Raw genomic sequence first — 16672 nt, forward strand, 5'->3', positions numbered from 1 at the left:
CTTTCCTAATTCGCTTTCTGATTACTTGTTAAAGTCACTTCAGCTGTCTTCAATTCGTCCCCGCGGTAAAATTCGATTTTCACCTGATCGCCAATCGAAAAATCGCTGTATAAATGCTTGCGTAGATCTCCTGAATTCGTAATTTCCTTGCCTCCGATGCTGACGAGAATATCCTCCACCTGAAGGCCGGCTTCCGTTGCAGCCGAATCCGGATCAATATTCGCTACAATCGCTCCGCTTTTCACGCCATCAGGCAGATAGCCCAAATATTGAGGGGCCACTTCGTCAAAGCTTGCCAGTCCAATGCCAAGATACGGCCGGACCACTTGTCCCTTTTCAATCAGCTGATCAATCAGCGTTTTGACCTCATTGCTTGGGATTGCAAATCCAAGGCCTTCCACACCGCTGTCCGCGATTTTCAGGCTGTTGATTCCAACCAGCTGCCCGGCTGTATTCATCAATGCTCCTCCGCTGTTGCCGGGATTGATGGCGGCATCCGTCTGAATGACATTTAAATTCCATTCCCCTGCAGATGTGCTGACTTCAATGGACCGGTCCACCGCGCTTACGATTCCTTGTGTCACCGTTCTGGATAAATCAAGGCCAAGCGGATTGCCGATCGCCAGCACCTGATCGCCGGCCCTTAGCTTGGAAGAATCGCCAAACGGCATGGCAGCTACTGAGACGTCTCCATTAATTTTCAGCACTGCAATATCTGTTAGCGCATCCGTACCAACCAATTCTGCCGTTACCTTCTCGCCGTCATGCAGTGTCACCTGAATCTCGCTGGCATTTTCAATCACATGGTTGTTCGTCACGATATAAGCCGCATCGTCTGTCTTTTTAAAAACAACCCCCGACCCCGTACCGCTTTCGGCAGCTTCACTCGTTTGGCTGAACGGATTATTGTTTTGCTGCTGCATATTCACAACCCCGACAATGGCTTTGGAGGCTTGCTCAATGGTATCCGCCAGTGAATTGGATGAAGCAGACACTGGAGTCACGTGTAGATTGGAAGAGCTTTCAGCTTGTACACTTTCTTCCGGAACGGTCTCCTGTGGTGTGTCTTCCTGGAAATACGGAACGGCTGTCAGCGTAAGCGCCGACCCCAGCACACCAGCCGCCACGGTTGAAAGGAATCCCTTCCATACCGGCTTTTTTACCGCCCCGTTTTCTGTTCTGCTTTCTTCGTTAAAATCCGTCATGATTAAACACTTCCTTCTTATCTATTTTGAAATTGGTATAGTTGTCGTTTGCCTTACAAGTCATACTTTAAAGGCCCAATGTGTCAGGAAAATGTCAAAGGGGTATTTTCTAAATATTTTTCGAAACAACACAAAAAAGCCCAGAGTTATCTGACTCTGAGCTTTTCTGTCTTTATATGGGACAAGGGGACAGGCTCCATGTCCCAAATAAAAATGATTATTCGAGAAGGTGTACTTTTTCGCTTGGATAAAGGCTCTTTACATGCCCATCTCTCGCAAAGTGTACAATATTATATTAACAGTGTGCAATTGTAGAGAGCTTTGTCCCTTTCCATTACTAAGTTAATCATCAGGAAAAAATAGGTTTTTTTTTAGGATATTGGATACTTTAAAAAAGAGTTTAAAAGCAGGATGAGGTGAAATCGCTTATGATAAAAATGAGGCATTTACTATTTAATCTCTCTATAATAGTGATTCCGTGGTTATCGCTGTTATTTATAGGAAAGCGCAGTTTCAAACGTTATTCTTTTGCGGGCGTTATTATTATTATTTTTGAGATCATAAATCACATGTATGGACACAAGCGGAATTGGTGGAAGTTTTACGATAAGCGGAAATCATTTTTTAAGGATGAACTTCCGTTTAGTATTGGTCCCTATATGCCTCTGTCCATGTGGTTACTTAAATATTCATATGGAAACTTTAAAAAGTTTATATTGCTTAATGTTATTGCTGATGGACTCTTTGCTTTTATCATCATTGATGTACTAAAAAAACTTAAGATCATTAGTTTGAATCGGTTAAATCATTTTCAATTTTTCATCTACCTTCACTACAAAGCCTATATATTATATGGAGTACAGTATTTGTTTGAAAAAGCAAGAAAATTTAGCTGATAAGGGAACAGAGGGACAGGTCCCTTGTCCCACTGTTTCAAGTAATAATCCAGGACAGTGAACCTGTCCCCTTGTCCCTGGAATAGTTTCACAAATATTAAGCAATCTAAACTGTGTATGGGAGGTGAAAATATTTGTCACATCAAAACAGTAAGACAGAGAAGCAAAAAGCTAAATCATTAATAGATAATCATCAAACTGCAGGTTCAGAGTATCACAGAGAGCATGCTGGCAATGTTGAAGGATACGGTCAGCCGCACCCAGTTAATGGTGTTGATAATATGACCAAAAACAATGATTAATTCTGTTTAAGAGTGGACTAAATGTTAGTTCACTCTTTTTGCTTTTTTTAATACGATATAACCGTTTATATTTTTTCTTATTAAACAAACCTGCACGGAATAAGATAAAGCTGGCACGTCGACATATTAGCTGGTTCCGCTAACCTTTAGGTCATAAATAAAAAAGCTACCGGAAGTGGCAGCCGAATGACAGGATAGCTTAAAAAGATAGACATAAGTCTGCCAAAAATAAACTTTAGTCATCCTTCATAGATGAGCTTGGGAGAATTTAACCCAAGTTTTTTATTTAGAGATCCACTCTTGTTTAACTAACTCGCCCCGTCAGTAAAAGCCGCTTATTTGGCAGCTGATCATAAACATAAGTTATCTGTTAGTTGCATTACAAACAAGATAGAGTGACAATTATCAGCTACTCTCTACAATAGAACTTTAAACTGTTTAGTCATAGCAATTAGGACAATACGTAATAATATGATAAACTTTGTATACCATTTGATTTACTGTGTACATGTGCCCTGCTCATTCGGAAGTGGGGTTCCTTACTTTTAAGTTCATTAAATAAAAAAACAGGCTCGTAAAGAGCCTGCTTGAGTTTGGTTTTTTATTAAGATTTACGCACGTTAGCTGCTTGAGCTCCACGTTGACCTTGCTCAACATCGAAAGTCACTGCTTGACCTTCTTCTAAAGATTTAAAACCTTCGCCTTGAATAGCTGAGAAATGAACGAATACGTCTTCTCCACCTTCACGTTCGATGAATCCGAAGCCTTTTTCACTGTTAAACCATTTCACTTTACCATTTTCCATATTTGTTGCCTCCTTGTGCGTAAAAACACACATTGTGTTACTATCCTTGCTCTCAGTGATCATCAAGACGTAAAGTTTTACTCAAACTATCCTTTACACCGAACAAAAATAATTCTAGTTTAGATTAACATTTCTCACAAGTATGTGCAAGAATACATCAAATGAAGCATCGTTTGTTTAAGTACAAACTTTTGTCCTCTCCATTATCCAATCAATAGCATAAATTTTACGGATTTTCATTACAGCATTTAAACGAATGTGTTTCATTTACGTTAGAAGAAAAAGTTTAATAGACTCTTCTTTACCTGCCTTGTTATGATGTCTCCTTTCATGGAGATTCCTGCTGGCGAAACCATTTTAATATCAAAGTATGATAAACTTATCTACAGGCATAAAATGACAAAATCCAATGGGGTGCAAATTTGGGAAGTATACATTTAAGAGAGGTTCATGAAATTCATAACCTTACTAAGGGGCATGTATTATATTTTTTTAAGAATCAGGACCAATATATATCAAATGTCATAGATTTTGTTATTTCCGGCTTGGAACTAAATGAATACTCCATCATTGTAGAAAATGACCGAATTACTCCATTGATTAAAAAAGGACTCACAACGTTATTGAATAAAAGCTGCCTTGAAAAAGTAAAGTTCGTCAATAATTATGACTTCTATTATGCCAAGGGAGACTTTAGAATTAATTCTATTTTTGATTATCTCCCGAACTTAATTGAAGGTTGTGCAGAACACGATTTAGCTGTCCGGAGCTGGGCTCATGTAGAATGGCGTGATGAACAGGAAGTCAGTAAAAAATTATCGGCTTCTGAAAAAGAGGCAGATCTAATTGTTGCCAAAACAAAACTTCTATCTATTTGTGCCTACGATTCAGAAAGGGTTAGTAAAGAATTTAAAGAAAGCCTTAAATCCTGCCATAACTTTCTTATAAATGAATGAGTGAAGAAACACGACAACCAAGATTGACTATTAGCAAAACTTGTCTCACCTTTATCCGGTAAGACTAGGTATTTATTTTCTTCTTGAACTGCTTCCCTTGAAGTAGATTTGTGGAGAGTTCTGTATTAAAAATCTTTTGACAGCAGCAACATCCCGTGCTAGTATTTTCATTAAATTTAAATATTTTAAATTTTTTGCGGAGTTTTCTGATCCGCTTGCACTACCAGACAATTTCATACGAAATGCTTCAGGTGCTGAGCAAAATCTGCTCAGTTAAAAGGGAAGTCCGGTTAAATGCCGGCGCGGTCCCGCCACTGTATTGGGGAGCGACTTATCATCAGACCACTGTTTCATTTGAAATGGGAAGGGATTAAGTTGCTGTGAACCAGAGCCAGGAGACCTGCCTGTTGTATGCACTTGTACTCTACGGGTATATAGAGAGGAGTGAGGTAAGCACGTTGGGAAAACTGTAATGGCCCCAACCTATTTGACTATGCACATTTATCTCTCTTTTCGATGAAAAGAGAGATTTTTTATTTTCGGAAAAAAAATACGGGGAGTGTTTCAATATTGGCATACGTAAGGAGCTCTAACTTAGGATATCCACGGATCGGAGAACACAGGGAATGGAAAAAAGCCTTGGAGCAGTATTGGGCCGGGAAATCTGACCGGGAATATTTTTTAAAGCAAATGGAAGAATTGCGGCTGGCTCATCTTCAAAGGCAGCAGGAGCAGGGAATAGATTTGATACCTGTCGGTGACTGGAGCATGTACGATCATGTCTTGGATACAGCGTTGATGTTTGGGTTAGTTCCAAAGCGCTTTAAATATGATGGCGGCAAAGTCCCATTGGAGACCTATTTTGATATGGCACGAGGCAGTTCTTCTGCGGTTGCCTCCGAAATGACGAAATGGTTTAACACAAACTACCATTATATCGTGCCGGAATTGGACCAGACGGTACCGGTGCTTGCCGAAAACCGGCCACTCGCATTATTTAACGAAGCAAAACAAAAGCTTAACATCATCGGCAAGCCGGTTATCCTTGGCCCGGTCACCTTCGTAAAACTATCGAAAGGATATAAGGAAAAAGAGTTAAACGAAATGGTACACCTTTTTGTCCCTCTTTATGCTCAAATTCTAAAAGAACTGCAGCAGGCAGGCGCTGAATGGGTTCAAATGGACGAACCGATCTTATGCAGTACTTTTTCGGAAGAAGACATCGAGCTTCTTAAAGAAGTCTATGAAACATTATGTAATGCTGCTCCAAACATCAAAATAATCCTGCAGACCTATTTTGACTATGTAGATTATTTTGAAGAAGTTACTGCCCTTCCCGTTCATGGAATTGGGCTGGACTTTGTCCATGATGGAGGAAAGAATCTTGAAGCTCTAAAAGAGTTCGGTTTCCCTCAGGAGAAAGTGCTGGCAGCAGGTATTATTGATGGCAGAAATGTTTGGCGGGCAGATTTGGAGGACTGTTTCAATCTCCTTGATGAAATTTCTGAATACGTTTGTCCAGGGCACTTGATTGTACAGCCTTCTTCAAGCCTTTTGCATGCTCCGGTAACGGTCAGAAACGAAGATACACTCGAGACGACTATAAAAAACGCCCTCTCTTTTGCCGATGAAAAGCTTCGGGAAATTAACATTCTTACATCAGGCTTAAATGATGGAAGAGAAAAAGTTGAAAACGACATTGCCGCCAGTTCAGCTGCACTCAAGACCTTAGCTGACTCACCTGAACGCAAGCATACGGAAGTTCAGAAGGCTATCGAAAATCTGCATACGTTTAAAACGGAACGGAAAGCTCCTTATGAAATCCGCAATAAAGCACAGGACGCTGCTTTTAAGCTGCCCATTCTGCCAACGACCACGATCGGCAGTCTCCCGCAGACACAGGAAGTTCGGAAGCAGCGGCTGAAGTGGCGAAAAGGTGAACTAACAAGTGAACAGTACGAAGAATTTATAAAAGCAGAAATCAAGCGATGGATCCACATTCAGGAGGAGCTGGGTCTGGATGTGCTTGTACATGGGGAATTTGAAAGAACCGATATGGTAGAGTACTTTGGGGAAAAATTGGGCGGTTTTCAATTCACAAAATTCGGATGGGTTCAGTCTTATGGCTCACGATGTGTAAAGCCTCCAATCATATTTGGGGATGTCTTTTTCAAGACTCCCATTACACTGAAAGAGTCCCTCTATGCCCAATCACTGACATCTAAACCTGTAAAGGGCATGCTGACGGGTCCGATCACCATTTTGAATTGGTCATTTGTCCGGAATGATCTTTCCCGATATACAGTGGCAAATCAAATCGCCCTGGCGCTGCGTGGGGAAATCAAAGCACTTGAGAAGAACGGTATCGGGATGATCCAGGTCGATGAACCGGCCCTTCGTGAAGGCTTGCCATTAAAAAGGAAGAATTGGGACAGCTACTTGCATGCTGCGGTCCATGCTTTTAAGCTGGCTACCTCTTCTGTTCGGAACGAGACCCAAATTCATACGCATATGTGCTATTCCAATTTTAAAGACATTATCGAAGCAATTGATGCTCTTGATGCTGATGTCATATCAATCGAGACTTCCAGAAGCCACGGGGAACTGATTCAAGCCTTTGAAGACAGCACCTATAAAAAAGGCATCGGGCTTGGCATTTACGATATTCACAGTCCCCGAGTACCGAGCCGTGAGGAAATGGCCAGAAATATTGACCGCGCCCTTCAAGTCCTTGATCCAAAGCTGTTCTGGATTAATCCAGACTGCGGATTAAAGACACGCAGGACCCATGAAACAATTGAGGCTCTGAAGGTTATGACGGAGGCCGCCCAGCAGACGCGAGAAAAACTGCTTACGGGTTTGCTTGATTTTAATGACTGCAATGCGGCCAAAGCCCATTCAGTGGAACGTTCGAAAACCATCCAGACAAAACTGGTTCTTCCGCCCGACACCAATCACCTTCAGACCATATTTGGCGGCAAGGTCCTTTCTTATATAGATGAGATTGCTGCTCTGGCAGCCATGAAGCATTCCAACCACGCTGTCGTTACAGCTTCCATTGACTCTGTCGATTTTTTATCTTCTGCCACAGTCGGAGACGCGCTTAGCCTGGAAGCCTATGTCACTTCTACAGGCAGGACCTCAATGGAGGTGTATGTAAAAGTCAGATCCACAGATTTGCTGACAGGCGACAGCAAGCTGACAACCGAATCTTTTTTGACTATGGTTGCCGTAGATGAAAATGGCCGTCCGGTGCCTGTCCCAAAAGTAATCCCGCTATCAGACGAAGAAATCAGGCTCCATGAAACAGCAGCTGCCCGTAAAGAGCATCGTAAAAATAGAGCGAGTATACGATAAAAGAATAAATAAGTAAAAGGCCGTCTTGTGCGGCCTTTTAATGAACCCGATGATTTTCTGCAAATTTCAACTTAAATTCCAATTTGTACATAACATCGATAATCCGCGTCCCGATCATTTGGCAAATTATCGCATAAATAATAACTTTCCAGTCAACGACAACCCCGGTGATCAATAACAGGCTGCTGTTTATGTAAAAAAGCGTTCTGCCCGGTGCAGCCCCTCTTGCTTTTGAAATAATTAAAGCCAAAATGTCCATGCCGCCCGAAGAGGCTCCCATTCGAAATAGAATTCCTACTCCAATTCCAAACACAACAGCTCCGAGTAAAAGATCCAGCAGAACCGGATTCAGCGGCTCTGTTACAAGTGGAGTAAGAGAATCAATCGTAATGGAAGTCACGGAGACGCAAAACAGCGTCCAGATCACACTGCTTTTTCCCAGCCACTTGGCAGCTGCCAGTAAAAGGCTCGCGTTCAGCACCCATAAAGTAACCGAGTAAGGCGTGTCCAATAAATAGTTTAATATAACAGCTAAGCTTGCAGCGCCGCCCGACGGGATGAAATGCGGAAATAAAAAAAATGTCATGGCAATGCCCTGAATCGCAGCAGCTATTCCCAGTATCAAAGACTTATAGAGTACGTACATAACAAAATCTCCTAACCGTTTTTTCCTTACTCTATCTTATAATATTCTCATATAATAAGAAACCTCATGATAGAATACACGTAAGAGAGGTGTGCATGATGCCCTATCACTTTGAAACTGAACGCCTTCTGCTCAGAACGATGCAAACTGCTGACCTGGATGATGTTTTTCAGGTCTGGGGTGATGCTCAGGTCATGAAATACTGCGGCGGCACCAGCACAAAGGACCGCATACAAAGCTCCATCGAATTTTATAAGCAGCTGCACGTGGAAAAAGGCTACTCGGTTTACACTGTGCAGTTAAAAGAAACCTCATCTGTCATCGGGGTTTGCGGATTTAATCCAACAGAGAATGAAGAAGAAGCTGAGCTCCTTTATCACTTGAACCGGCATTACTGGGGAAAAGGCTTTGCTGAAGAGGCTGCCGCTGCCTGTGTAACTGACATAAGAAAAAATAATCCGCAAATGAAGAAAATCATCGCGGCTGTCGACCCTGCTAATCCTGCTTCATGCAAAGTTTTATCAAAAATCGGCTTACTAGCCAAAGGAATGAAGTGGTTTGAAGATACGCAGCAGGAAGAACTCTATTTTGAACTGGATTTAACGTAAAAAGCTGGCCTAGGAGCCAGCTTTTTTGCTCTTTTAAAATTTCTTCGCTAATTTTAGTGATTTATTCGCTAGTTTCCTCCACTTGTTCGCAAAAATCACCGGTTTGTTCCTCCCCGCGGTTCGCTGCGTGACTGGAGCGGAAATCAACGGGCAAGCTTTATAGTCCAATAACAACAATCTATACGAAAAGAGCCTTTTAGAAAAACTTCTTAAAAGCTTTATGTAAATAAACAACTATAAGAAAAGCCTGCATCATGATGCAGACTTCCCCTTCCATTCTATTAGAATCCAATTGCCTTTTTCCCATTCACAACTGGAAGGCTGATAAAACTTTGTCCAAGATCCACTTCAAATGTGGCACCTGTTGTCGAAGGAATCGCCCGTCTGCGATCACTGCCTGCTATAATCACTCCGATTCGGTGTCCTTCTTTAAATACGTAATCCTCAGGCAATGCATTCCATTCGAATTTATAGCTTTTTCCTTCTTTTAAGGAGTCATCCAGCTCGATGGTTTTCCAGTTTTGCGGATCGAACCATCCTCTTGTAACGACTTCATATGGTGCAGTATGTGTGGTTTTTTCTGTATCTTTGTAACACGCATCATCTGTGGAAATGCTCTCTCCCCAGCAGCTTTCTGTATCAAGGGTTTTTATGCCTTCACCCCGGCTTTCATGGTTGATGCGTGTATCCGTTCCATAGTCCACAATTAAAACGGTTAAATTGGAGTCTTCTTTATCGACTTTTGCCCTGAGTGAGATTTCAGGTATGCCGCTAAACCTTACATCCTCTTTAAGTGGTTCAGATAGGAATGCCAGTCGGTCGCTTTTTACAACTGTTTCATTGGATACCATCTGCTGTTCTGTTTGCTGCGGGTTATCGGTAAACGATTGCTTTACATTGCCCTGTACAGGACCTGTTGTCAAAGTGCCATTTGTATGTTCATTTTCTCCTGGGCCCAGACGTATTTTAACATTTGCAGCATCTTTATCCGGCCATGAGGATTGAGTTTTCCACACATCTGCCCCTCTTTCAATATCAACCGCCGGCTCGTCCATAATGCCGTTTTCAATATCCATCAGCCAATAATCAAACCAGCGGTGGAGCGTATCTACCCACTCCGCCCTTCTGAAATCAAACGGATCGACATGACCGGTTTGGGTAAGCCACAGTTTACGCGGGACATCTTCTTTAGAAAGGGCTGTCCACCAATCAGCAAGGTGATTCATTTTAACATTGTAGTCATTTAACCCATGAACCGCAAAAACACTTGCCTTTACATTTTTTGCGTCCTTAACGTAATTTCTCTCATCCCAGAAATCATTGTAATCTCCTGATGGATCGTCTGCTTCTGCGTTCAAACGATTAAAAACAGGCTGGCAGGCATCTTTTCGGGAGCTGGTGACAACTCTGCTTGCCAAGCCTCCTGGACCGTTGTTGTAATATGTAAGCCCTGCGTACCGATAATAATTATACCAGCTGCTAATGGCCCCGATTGGAACAATTGTTTTTAATCCCTCTACTCCAGTGGCCGCAACCCCGTTGGCTAACGTACCATCATACGATTTTCCAATCATGCCGACATTCCCGGTTGTCCAATCTGCTTTCACTTCCTGATTGTCCTCATCCCAGGCTTTCGCACTGCCATTCATCCATTCAATGACTACTCTTATACTTTCAATCTCTTCATAGCCGCCAGTCGTCGGGCACCCATCTGATTGGTTCGTTCCGACCATTTCGGGTAAAGCCACTGCATAGCCTCTGGGAACAAAATAGTTATCATAAAAAAGAGGAAATTTCTCATTTATGCCGTCTTTGTCCCGGTCTTTCACTTCACTTTCATTTCCTCTGCCAAGGCTTTCATAGTAAGGGCTGGCATCCATGATTACCGGTACCTTGAGTCCTTCTTCCGTTTCTTTAGGACGAATAATATCCACGGCAATCCTGTCTGGTTTTCCGTTTTCATCCGAATCAAGAGTGGACTCGACATAGACAGTCTCACGAATCGCCTCTTCAAATGAATAAATTGGCTGAGACTTGAGGTCCTCGATTTGTGCTGCCTGTCCTGGTTTTTCTTTCGCAACTGCATGACCAGCCGTGTAGGTAAAAGTTGATAGAGTCATAGAAATGACGGCTAACATAGCTGCAGATTTGAGAAGCTTTTTCTTTTTCATAAAATCCCTCCTCTGTATTTGACCTTTATTATATTTCGAGTTATGAAATATTAATAGATTACTTTTTCCTAAAATTATATATTTTTCTAAATATTTCTATTAATCTCTCCTAGGATAATAGTCTTGCTAAAATTCTTTGCTATTCCAAATAAAAAAAGCTCGGCACTCAACCTGAGTACCAAGCCTTTTTATTAACAAACCGAATCCGTAGACTTCGGATTCTTCAAGCCAAACAACGGACGGATGAACAGTGCTGCACCTGTTCCGAGCATCGCCATGATTGCCCATACCCAGCCGTGCAGGCTGAAGGACGCGATTCCACCGAAGTAGGCGCCAATGTTGCATCCGAAAGCAAGACGTGCGCCATAGCCCATCAGAATACCGCCAACAATGGCTGCACCTGCTACGCCAGGCTTCACTTTCCCTGGCTTGAACGTTCCCTGCAATGCTGCGGAAATAAAGGCTCCAAGCATAATGCCAAAGTTCATGACACTTGTGGAATCAGACAGCACAGTGCTTTTCAGCGCCGCCAGGTTTTTATCTGTAGCAAAATATCCCCAGGATGTTACGTCGATTCCCATCGCCATTAAGGCTTTTCCACCCCATAGAGCAAATCCGGATGTGATGCCCCAAGGAGAACCTTTTATTGTTAACGTCAAAGCATTCAATAGTGCCAAAACAATTGCTGCTGCAAATAATGGCCAAGAGCCTCTTAAAATCTTTTTAAAGCCAGTTGTAGTCGGCAGTGCCTTCATCATCGGCGCATTTTTCTTTTTCGCAATTTGCAGTGTAATCCAGTAAATCAGTGCAAACAATGCCATTTGCACCACCCAGGCACCACCGTAGCCAAGCCCTGTTGACTCAGCAAGTGAAAATGGCTGCAAGGCAGGTGTTTCTTCCATCCAGAAGGCAAAATGATAAGCACCTAAAGTCGAACCGGCAATAAAAGCGAGCAAGGTCAGAATCATGGAAGATTGGCCGCCGCCTAAGGAATACAATGTGCCCGATGCACATCCATTGCCGAGCTGCATGCCAATTCCAAACAGGAAGGAACCAACAATGACACTGACACCAACGGGTGCAACAGATGCACTAGGCGTTGCTCCAAAGAAACTGAATCCCGTGCTTAAAATAATCGCAAATAAAGTCGTCGCAACAGCCAGCATCAGCATATGCGCCTGCAGTCCCTGTCCGTTGCCGACAGATGCAAAGCGCCTGAAAGCGGATGTGAATCCGAAACGGGCATGAAGCAACGTCATTCCCAAAGCAATTCCAAGGATAAACAGAACTCCATGTTTGATGCTTGCTGCATTAAGAATTGAAATAAATAGAATAATAGCTGCAAAAACGCCAGCTGCAACAAATGGCTTCTGTACAGGATTAAGGTTCGTCACCACGGTAGTGGGAGCAGACATCCATTGCTTGCCAGCATGATTTTTTAACTCAAGAGATGAATTATTTTTTAATTCTACCTGATCCAAACCATTCACTCCTTTTCTCATCATATTAGTCGGATTAAAGCACTATTCTATACTATATTTTGTATAATGTAAATGGTGAAATGGGAATTAAATGGATTGCACAGCGGCAATATTTTTCCAAGTACTCTACGCTCAGTACCTCATCCTGCCAAATCCCCAAATTTCCCAATCTCCTTTATAAACGCCAGCCGCACCGTTCCGATCGGACCATTCCGCTGCTTGGCGAGTATAATTTCAATCGTATCCTGCTGTTCCGATTCTTTGTCATAATAATCATCCCGGTACAAAAAGGCGATCACATCCGCATCCTGCTCAATCTGGCCGCTCTCCCGCAAATCCGACAGCATCGGCCGTTTATCCTGGCGGCTTTCCACACCCCTGCTCAGCTGCGAAAGAGCAATAACCGCGACATTCAAATCCCTTGCCATCGTCTTCAGCTTCCGGCTGATTTCGCTGATCTCACCCTGTCGGTTCTGGTGCCGGCTATCCCCTATAATCAGTTGTAAATAATCGATCATGACCAATATGCGTTTATCTTTGCCGTACTTCCTGCGCGCCTTCCGAACCTTGGACCATATATACTGAATGTCCATTCCGGCCTGGTCAAAAATATGAAGCTTTGCTTTGCCAAGCTCCCCCATAGCACCGGAAAACTGCTGCCAATCTCCAGTGCCGAAATAACGATTCGGATTCCGCATTTTAACCGAGTTGATTTCCCCTTTACAGCTGATCATTCTTTTCAAAAGCTGCTTTTTGGACATCTCCAAGGAAAAGATAAGCGCAATATCCTGATCGGCTGCATTCAACGCCATATTGAGGGCAAACGCTGTTTTTCCGACACTCGGCCTTGCTCCGACTATGATTAAGTCAGACTCCTGAAAGCCGCCGGTCAGCCTGTCCAGCTTCGTAAAACCGGAAGCAATTCCGGTCATTTCACCACAGTCCTTATCCGACTCCTCGTAAAGCTCGATCAAAGCTGGCATGACCTCTCCAAGATCTTCATCGCCAATACGATCTTCAATTAGCATGAGGTCATGAATGCCTTCCTTCAACACCCCGGCAATATTTCCTGTCTGGGCATTCTGCTGAATTCGGCCTGCAATCTCAACAGCCTTGCGCTTTTGGTAATATTCAAGAACCGTATCCTGGTAAAACTTGAAATTGGCAACAGTCGGCACACTCCCCGCAAGCTGCGTGATATAACTGATTCCGCCGATGCTCTCCAGGTTTTGGTGGCCGGCTTCTTCGACAACAGAAATCACATCGACCGGTTTGCCTTTTGCCTCAAGCTGGTGAATAAGGGTTAGCAGCCGCTTCAGCCTGGCTAAATATAAGTGCTCCGGCCGAACCGTGCAATCCTTTACGAGCCCTTCCTCCAAAAACAGTGCACCGACTAATGCTTCCTCTGCCTCCTGGCTATACAAACCGTATCCCTGCATCAAGCTTCACTCCTCCTGATTCCAAGAATCTCCCGCATTTTTGCCAGTTCAGCCTGCACCACTTCTTCGCTTGCCGGCTTCCAGGCTATCGGGACAATGCAGTCTGTATCCAGGCAATTAGGAATGGCTCTGGAAACCATCTCAGATTTACGCACCAGATCCGAAATCTTTGGCGGATATGGCGATTCCTTAACATGCAACAGCAAGTTCCTCCTCAGATCCTCAACGTCATGACTCTGCAGCACTTCATGCCAGGAATCAATTTTTCGCTGATTCACCTCAAACTGCTCATAATAAACGGCAATCAATGCCAGCAGCGTATACGTCTCCCGCTTAGTCATCAAGGTTAAAATCCTCCTCGCGCCACTGCTTAGCCTGCGGCTTTTGATTCAAATACGACTCAAACCTGGTGCCAAACAGTGTTTCCGGCCTGAGGAACTTGCTCCAGTACGGATCATGAAACCATTCTTCCGCTTTCAGGTCGATCACCTTTTTAAAATCATCCAGCGTAAATCCCTCAAGACACCTGGCCCGGATCAGGTTCCTCGTTTTCTTGGAGCCTGTCCGATAAGCCGATTGGGTTTTGGCATTCAGGTATTCAACAACCGCAGCATAAGGGATATCTTTTTTCTCTGCAGTAGTCTCTGTAGTAGTCTCTGGTATTGCTTGCAGCACGCTGTCATCCTCGATATCGCAATCTGTTCTAATCGATCCGGCATCCTGATAAACTCGATGTTCCATTCCGGAGGTTCCAAAGGAGGCACCCAATTCTTCCAGCTTCTGATAATCGATGGTGTACCATTTTGTCTTATCCATTTTACTTGCATTAAAATTGCCAGAGATCAGCAGCCCTTTTTCCTCAAGCGAACGAATCGTCCGTCCAATCGTCGCATTCGACCAAAATGGCATCTGCTTCTGCCAGTCTTTATATGTATTGTAAATCCACGTGCGCCCTTCCTTTTTATGTCTGCTCATCCTCAGCCAAAAATGAATCTGCTGAAGCAGTACCGCTTCATTCAATCCCAGCTTTTCCGCCAATGACGGAAGAATCAAAACCGGATTTTCATTAATTAATAGATTGCTCATCGTGACCCCTCACCCTTTTAGAAAAAATAATTTGGACCGTTTGAACAAGTTGCGAAGTTCTTTCTGCCATCTTCCATTACATCAGTCCCCTCATCTATATAATATGAATGAGACGCCCAATCGGACATGGTGAAATAAAATATCCCAAGCAGCTGTGAACATTTGGTGAACGAAGAAGGGTTAATTTATATAAAAAAGAAGACTGCAGATATCTCCCCACAGTCTTCTAAACTTGTTTAAATTCAGTAATCATCTGGTGCTGCTTTTTTTAAATGAACCCTCGTGCGTTTGAATTTGAGTTTCCTGTATCCTTTTTATAAAAATTTACGACTTTAATAGTATGCCCATTTCTATCAACAGGTCAATGGACCATACCTCCGGCCTATTAACTTATGATTCATGCAATGCCGGTTTTCCCGCTTCGATTAGTGTTTTGTCACGGCCTAATAATATGGCCAGCAAGAGGATCAATACGCCAGTTCCAATGAGGAGCCACTCAATGTCAATAATATCTGCAATCGGTCCGAATATAAGCATTCCAATCGGCATCATTGAGGTTGAGATCATACCCATGACCCCAAAGACTCTTCCTAAATAGTTCTCTTCGATCTTCTCCTGCAATAAAACGGTTGTTGGTGTATTAAAAATTGGCACGGCAACACCGAATAAAGCCATGAATACTAAATAGATCCAAAAAACCGGTACAATCCCAAGCGCAAATGTACAGGCTCCCATAATGAGACTTGCAAATGTCATTGTTGTAATTTTATTTTTAAAGCCTCCCCAGGAAGCAATAATTCCTCCGCCTGCCATCATGCCTATTGAAAAAGCAATTTCGATTGCGGTCAATTCCCACACGTCACCGCCAAAGCTGCGTGTAACCTGCAGCGGCGTCAAAAAGGCTGCAGGGGCCATCAAAACAAAAAACACGGCAAAAAACAGGAAGAACTTCTTCAGAAAACCATGGTTATTGACATATTGTAAGCCTTGTTTAAAGTCACTGAAATAGCTCGCTGTCTGTTTTTCCGATGCCTTCTCATGCACAGAGATTTTTAAAAAGGCTAACAGTGTGACAATCGCAATTGCTGCCGTAATCACATCAATAAAAAAGATGATTTCAAGGGAAGCCATTGCTAATAGAGCGGCACTGACCATTGGAGATACAAACATAATTACAGCTTGAATGCTTCCATTTGCCCCATTCACCTTCGTCAGTTTATCCTTTGGGACAATTTGCGGCAAAATAGCTCCGACAGCGGGTGTCTGAATTCCTGTCCCAAGGGCACGAATCGCTGCCATGACAAAAAGCAGCCAAATGGCGTCATAACCCATTAAAAAGAGTATGGCGAGAATCAGTGTTGAAAATGCAATAAGACCATCTGCTAAAATGATCAGCATTTTCCGGTTATAGCGATCCGCCCAAACACCAGCAACCGGGGATAAAAAAAAGGTCGGGATAAAGCCGCAAATGATGAACAGCGTCATCATCACACCAGACTCTGTTGTTAACGTAATATGCCACATAATCGCATATTGAACCAGGGATGATCCAAATAGCGATATCGTCTGGCTGCTTAAAAAGAGAATGATATTCTTTAGCCAATTTTCCTTTGGATTGATATTTACAGTGTTCATCGATAACAACTCATTTCTATTAAATTTTATAAAAATAAGCCATACCTACATTCACTTACATCAAATGGTTCTATATACTCTTTTT

14 protein-coding genes, 1 pseudogene and 1 riboswitch are annotated in these 16672 nt (G+C 43.0%); of the genes and pseudogenes, 6 read left to right on the forward strand and 9 right to left on the reverse strand.

From position 1 onward, the window contains the following. Positions 1 to 5: 5 nt before the first annotated feature. Positions 6 to 1205, reverse strand: a complete 1200-nt coding sequence (locus AC3ZVC_RS01600; protein WP_490065991.1) for a S1C family serine protease — start codon at positions 1203 to 1205, stop codon at positions 6 to 8. A gap of 428 nt (positions 1206 to 1633) precedes the next feature. Here AC3ZVC_RS01600 and AC3ZVC_RS01605 point away from each other — a divergent pair, with 428 nt between their 5' ends. After that, complete coding sequence (locus AC3ZVC_RS01605; protein WP_490065992.1) at positions 1634 to 2101, forward strand: hypothetical protein; 468 nt, start codon at positions 1634 to 1636, stop codon at positions 2099 to 2101. A 134-nt stretch (positions 2102 to 2235) separates the two neighbouring features. Beyond that, complete coding sequence (locus AC3ZVC_RS01610) at positions 2236 to 2403, forward strand: hypothetical protein (protein WP_490065993.1); 168 nt, start codon at positions 2236 to 2238, stop codon at positions 2401 to 2403. 604 nt (positions 2404 to 3007) lie between these two features. Here the strand turns inward: AC3ZVC_RS01610 and AC3ZVC_RS01615 are convergent. Continuing rightward, positions 3008 to 3208, reverse strand: a complete 201-nt coding sequence (locus AC3ZVC_RS01615) for a cold-shock protein (RefSeq protein ID WP_490065994.1) — start codon at positions 3206 to 3208, stop codon at positions 3008 to 3010. Between the two features lie 422 nt (positions 3209 to 3630). Here AC3ZVC_RS01615 and AC3ZVC_RS01620 point away from each other — a divergent pair, with 422 nt between their 5' ends. From AC3ZVC_RS01620 to AC3ZVC_RS01630, 3 genes and pseudogenes are all read left to right on the forward strand, one after another. Then, positions 3631 to 4164, forward strand: coding sequence for an MEDS domain-containing protein (locus tag AC3ZVC_RS01620; protein WP_490065995.1), 534 nt, complete (start codon positions 3631 to 3633; stop codon positions 4162 to 4164). 232 nt (positions 4165 to 4396) lie between these two features. Then, positions 4397 to 4586, forward strand: a riboswitch (cobalamin riboswitch). A gap of 148 nt (positions 4587 to 4734) precedes the next feature. Next, positions 4735 to 7017: pseudogene (gene metE, locus AC3ZVC_RS01625) on the forward strand (5-methyltetrahydropteroyltriglutamate--homocysteine S-methyltransferase); the annotation flags it as partial. Between the two features lie 48 nt (positions 7018 to 7065). Beyond that, the gene (locus AC3ZVC_RS01630; protein ID WP_490068779.1) at positions 7066 to 7521 is read left to right on the forward strand and encodes an acyl-CoA thioesterase; all 456 of its coding nucleotides are present in this window, start codon (positions 7066 to 7068) and stop codon (positions 7519 to 7521) included. Positions 7522 to 7558: 37 nt separating this feature from the next. Here AC3ZVC_RS01630 and AC3ZVC_RS01635 read toward each other — a convergent pair whose 3' ends face one another. Beyond that, positions 7559 to 8167: a YitT family protein gene (locus AC3ZVC_RS01635; protein WP_490065996.1), complete on the reverse strand. Its 609-nt coding sequence runs from the start codon at positions 8165 to 8167 to the stop codon at positions 7559 to 7561. A 95-nt stretch (positions 8168 to 8262) separates the two neighbouring features. On the opposite strand from AC3ZVC_RS01635, the gene AC3ZVC_RS01640 reads away from it, so the two are divergent. After that, on the forward strand, positions 8263 to 8775 hold the full coding sequence (locus AC3ZVC_RS01640) for a GNAT family N-acetyltransferase (RefSeq protein ID WP_490065997.1): 513 nt from the start codon (positions 8263 to 8265) through the stop codon (positions 8773 to 8775). 281 nt (positions 8776 to 9056) lie between these two features. On the opposite strand, the gene AC3ZVC_RS01645 is transcribed toward AC3ZVC_RS01640, so the two are convergent. The 6 genes from AC3ZVC_RS01645 to AC3ZVC_RS01670 form a co-directional block, all read right to left on the reverse strand. Beyond that, the gene (locus tag AC3ZVC_RS01645) at positions 9057 to 10946 is read right to left on the reverse strand and encodes a Xaa-Pro dipeptidyl-peptidase (protein ID WP_490065998.1); all 1890 of its coding nucleotides are present in this window, start codon (positions 10944 to 10946) and stop codon (positions 9057 to 9059) included. A gap of 191 nt (positions 10947 to 11137) precedes the next feature. Continuing rightward, on the reverse strand, positions 11138 to 12361 hold the full coding sequence (locus tag AC3ZVC_RS01650; RefSeq protein ID WP_490068780.1) for a YeeE/YedE family protein: 1224 nt from the start codon (positions 12359 to 12361) through the stop codon (positions 11138 to 11140). A 206-nt stretch (positions 12362 to 12567) separates the two neighbouring features. After that, positions 12568 to 13866, reverse strand: coding sequence for a replicative DNA helicase (dnaB, locus tag AC3ZVC_RS01655; RefSeq protein WP_490068781.1), 1299 nt, complete (start codon positions 13864 to 13866; stop codon positions 12568 to 12570). Further along, the gene (locus AC3ZVC_RS01660) at positions 13866 to 14207 is read right to left on the reverse strand and encodes a replicative helicase loader/inhibitor (protein ID WP_490068784.1); all 342 of its coding nucleotides are present in this window, start codon (positions 14205 to 14207) and stop codon (positions 13866 to 13868) included. Before AC3ZVC_RS01660 ends, dnaB begins: the two co-directional genes overlap by 1 nt. Then, the gene (locus AC3ZVC_RS01665) at positions 14200 to 14952 is read right to left on the reverse strand and encodes a conserved phage C-terminal domain-containing protein (RefSeq protein WP_490065999.1); all 753 of its coding nucleotides are present in this window, start codon (positions 14950 to 14952) and stop codon (positions 14200 to 14202) included. The genes AC3ZVC_RS01660 and AC3ZVC_RS01665 overlap by 8 nt, the downstream gene beginning before the upstream one ends. 390 nt (positions 14953 to 15342) lie before the next feature. After that, the gene (locus AC3ZVC_RS01670) at positions 15343 to 16587 is read right to left on the reverse strand and encodes an MFS transporter (RefSeq protein WP_490066000.1); all 1245 of its coding nucleotides are present in this window, start codon (positions 16585 to 16587) and stop codon (positions 15343 to 15345) included. Positions 16588 to 16672 lie beyond the last annotated feature (85 nt).

It is taken from the genome of Cytobacillus sp. C11.1 (assembly GCF_058145115.1).

Bases quoted from the DNA above. Each gene is read 5' to 3' on its own strand.
- AC3ZVC_RS01640 (WP_490065997.1), top strand. From the start codon at position 8,263: ATGATGCCCTATCACTTTGAAACTGAACGCCTTCTGCTCAGAACGATG.
- AC3ZVC_RS01660 (WP_490068784.1), bottom strand. From the start codon at position 14,207: ATGACTAAGCGGGAGACGTATACGCTGCTGGCATTGATTGCCGTTTAT.
- AC3ZVC_RS01635 (WP_490065996.1), bottom strand. From the start codon at position 8,167: ATGTACGTACTCTATAAGTCTTTGATACTGGGAATAGCTGCTGCGATT.
- AC3ZVC_RS01650 (WP_490068780.1), bottom strand. From the start codon at position 12,361: ATGTCTGCTCCCACTACCGTGGTGACGAACCTTAATCCTGTACAGAAG.
- AC3ZVC_RS01600 (WP_490065991.1), bottom strand. From the start codon at position 1,205: ATGACGGATTTTAACGAAGAAAGCAGAACAGAAAACGGGGCGGTAAAA.
- AC3ZVC_RS01605 (WP_490065992.1), top strand. From the start codon at position 1,634: ATGATAAAAATGAGGCATTTACTATTTAATCTCTCTATAATAGTGATT.
- AC3ZVC_RS01665 (WP_490065999.1), bottom strand. From the start codon at position 14,952: ATGAGCAATCTATTAATTAATGAAAATCCGGTTTTGATTCTTCCGTCA.
- AC3ZVC_RS01670 (WP_490066000.1), bottom strand. From the start codon at position 16,587: ATGAACACTGTAAATATCAATCCAAAGGAAAATTGGCTAAAGAATATC.
- dnaB (WP_490068781.1), bottom strand. From the start codon at position 13,866: ATGCAGGGATACGGTTTGTATAGCCAGGAGGCAGAGGAAGCATTAGTC.
- AC3ZVC_RS01615 (WP_490065994.1), bottom strand. From the start codon at position 3,208: ATGGAAAATGGTAAAGTGAAATGGTTTAACAGTGAAAAAGGCTTCGGA.
- AC3ZVC_RS01645 (WP_490065998.1), bottom strand. From the start codon at position 10,946: ATGAAAAAGAAAAAGCTTCTCAAATCTGCAGCTATGTTAGCCGTCATT.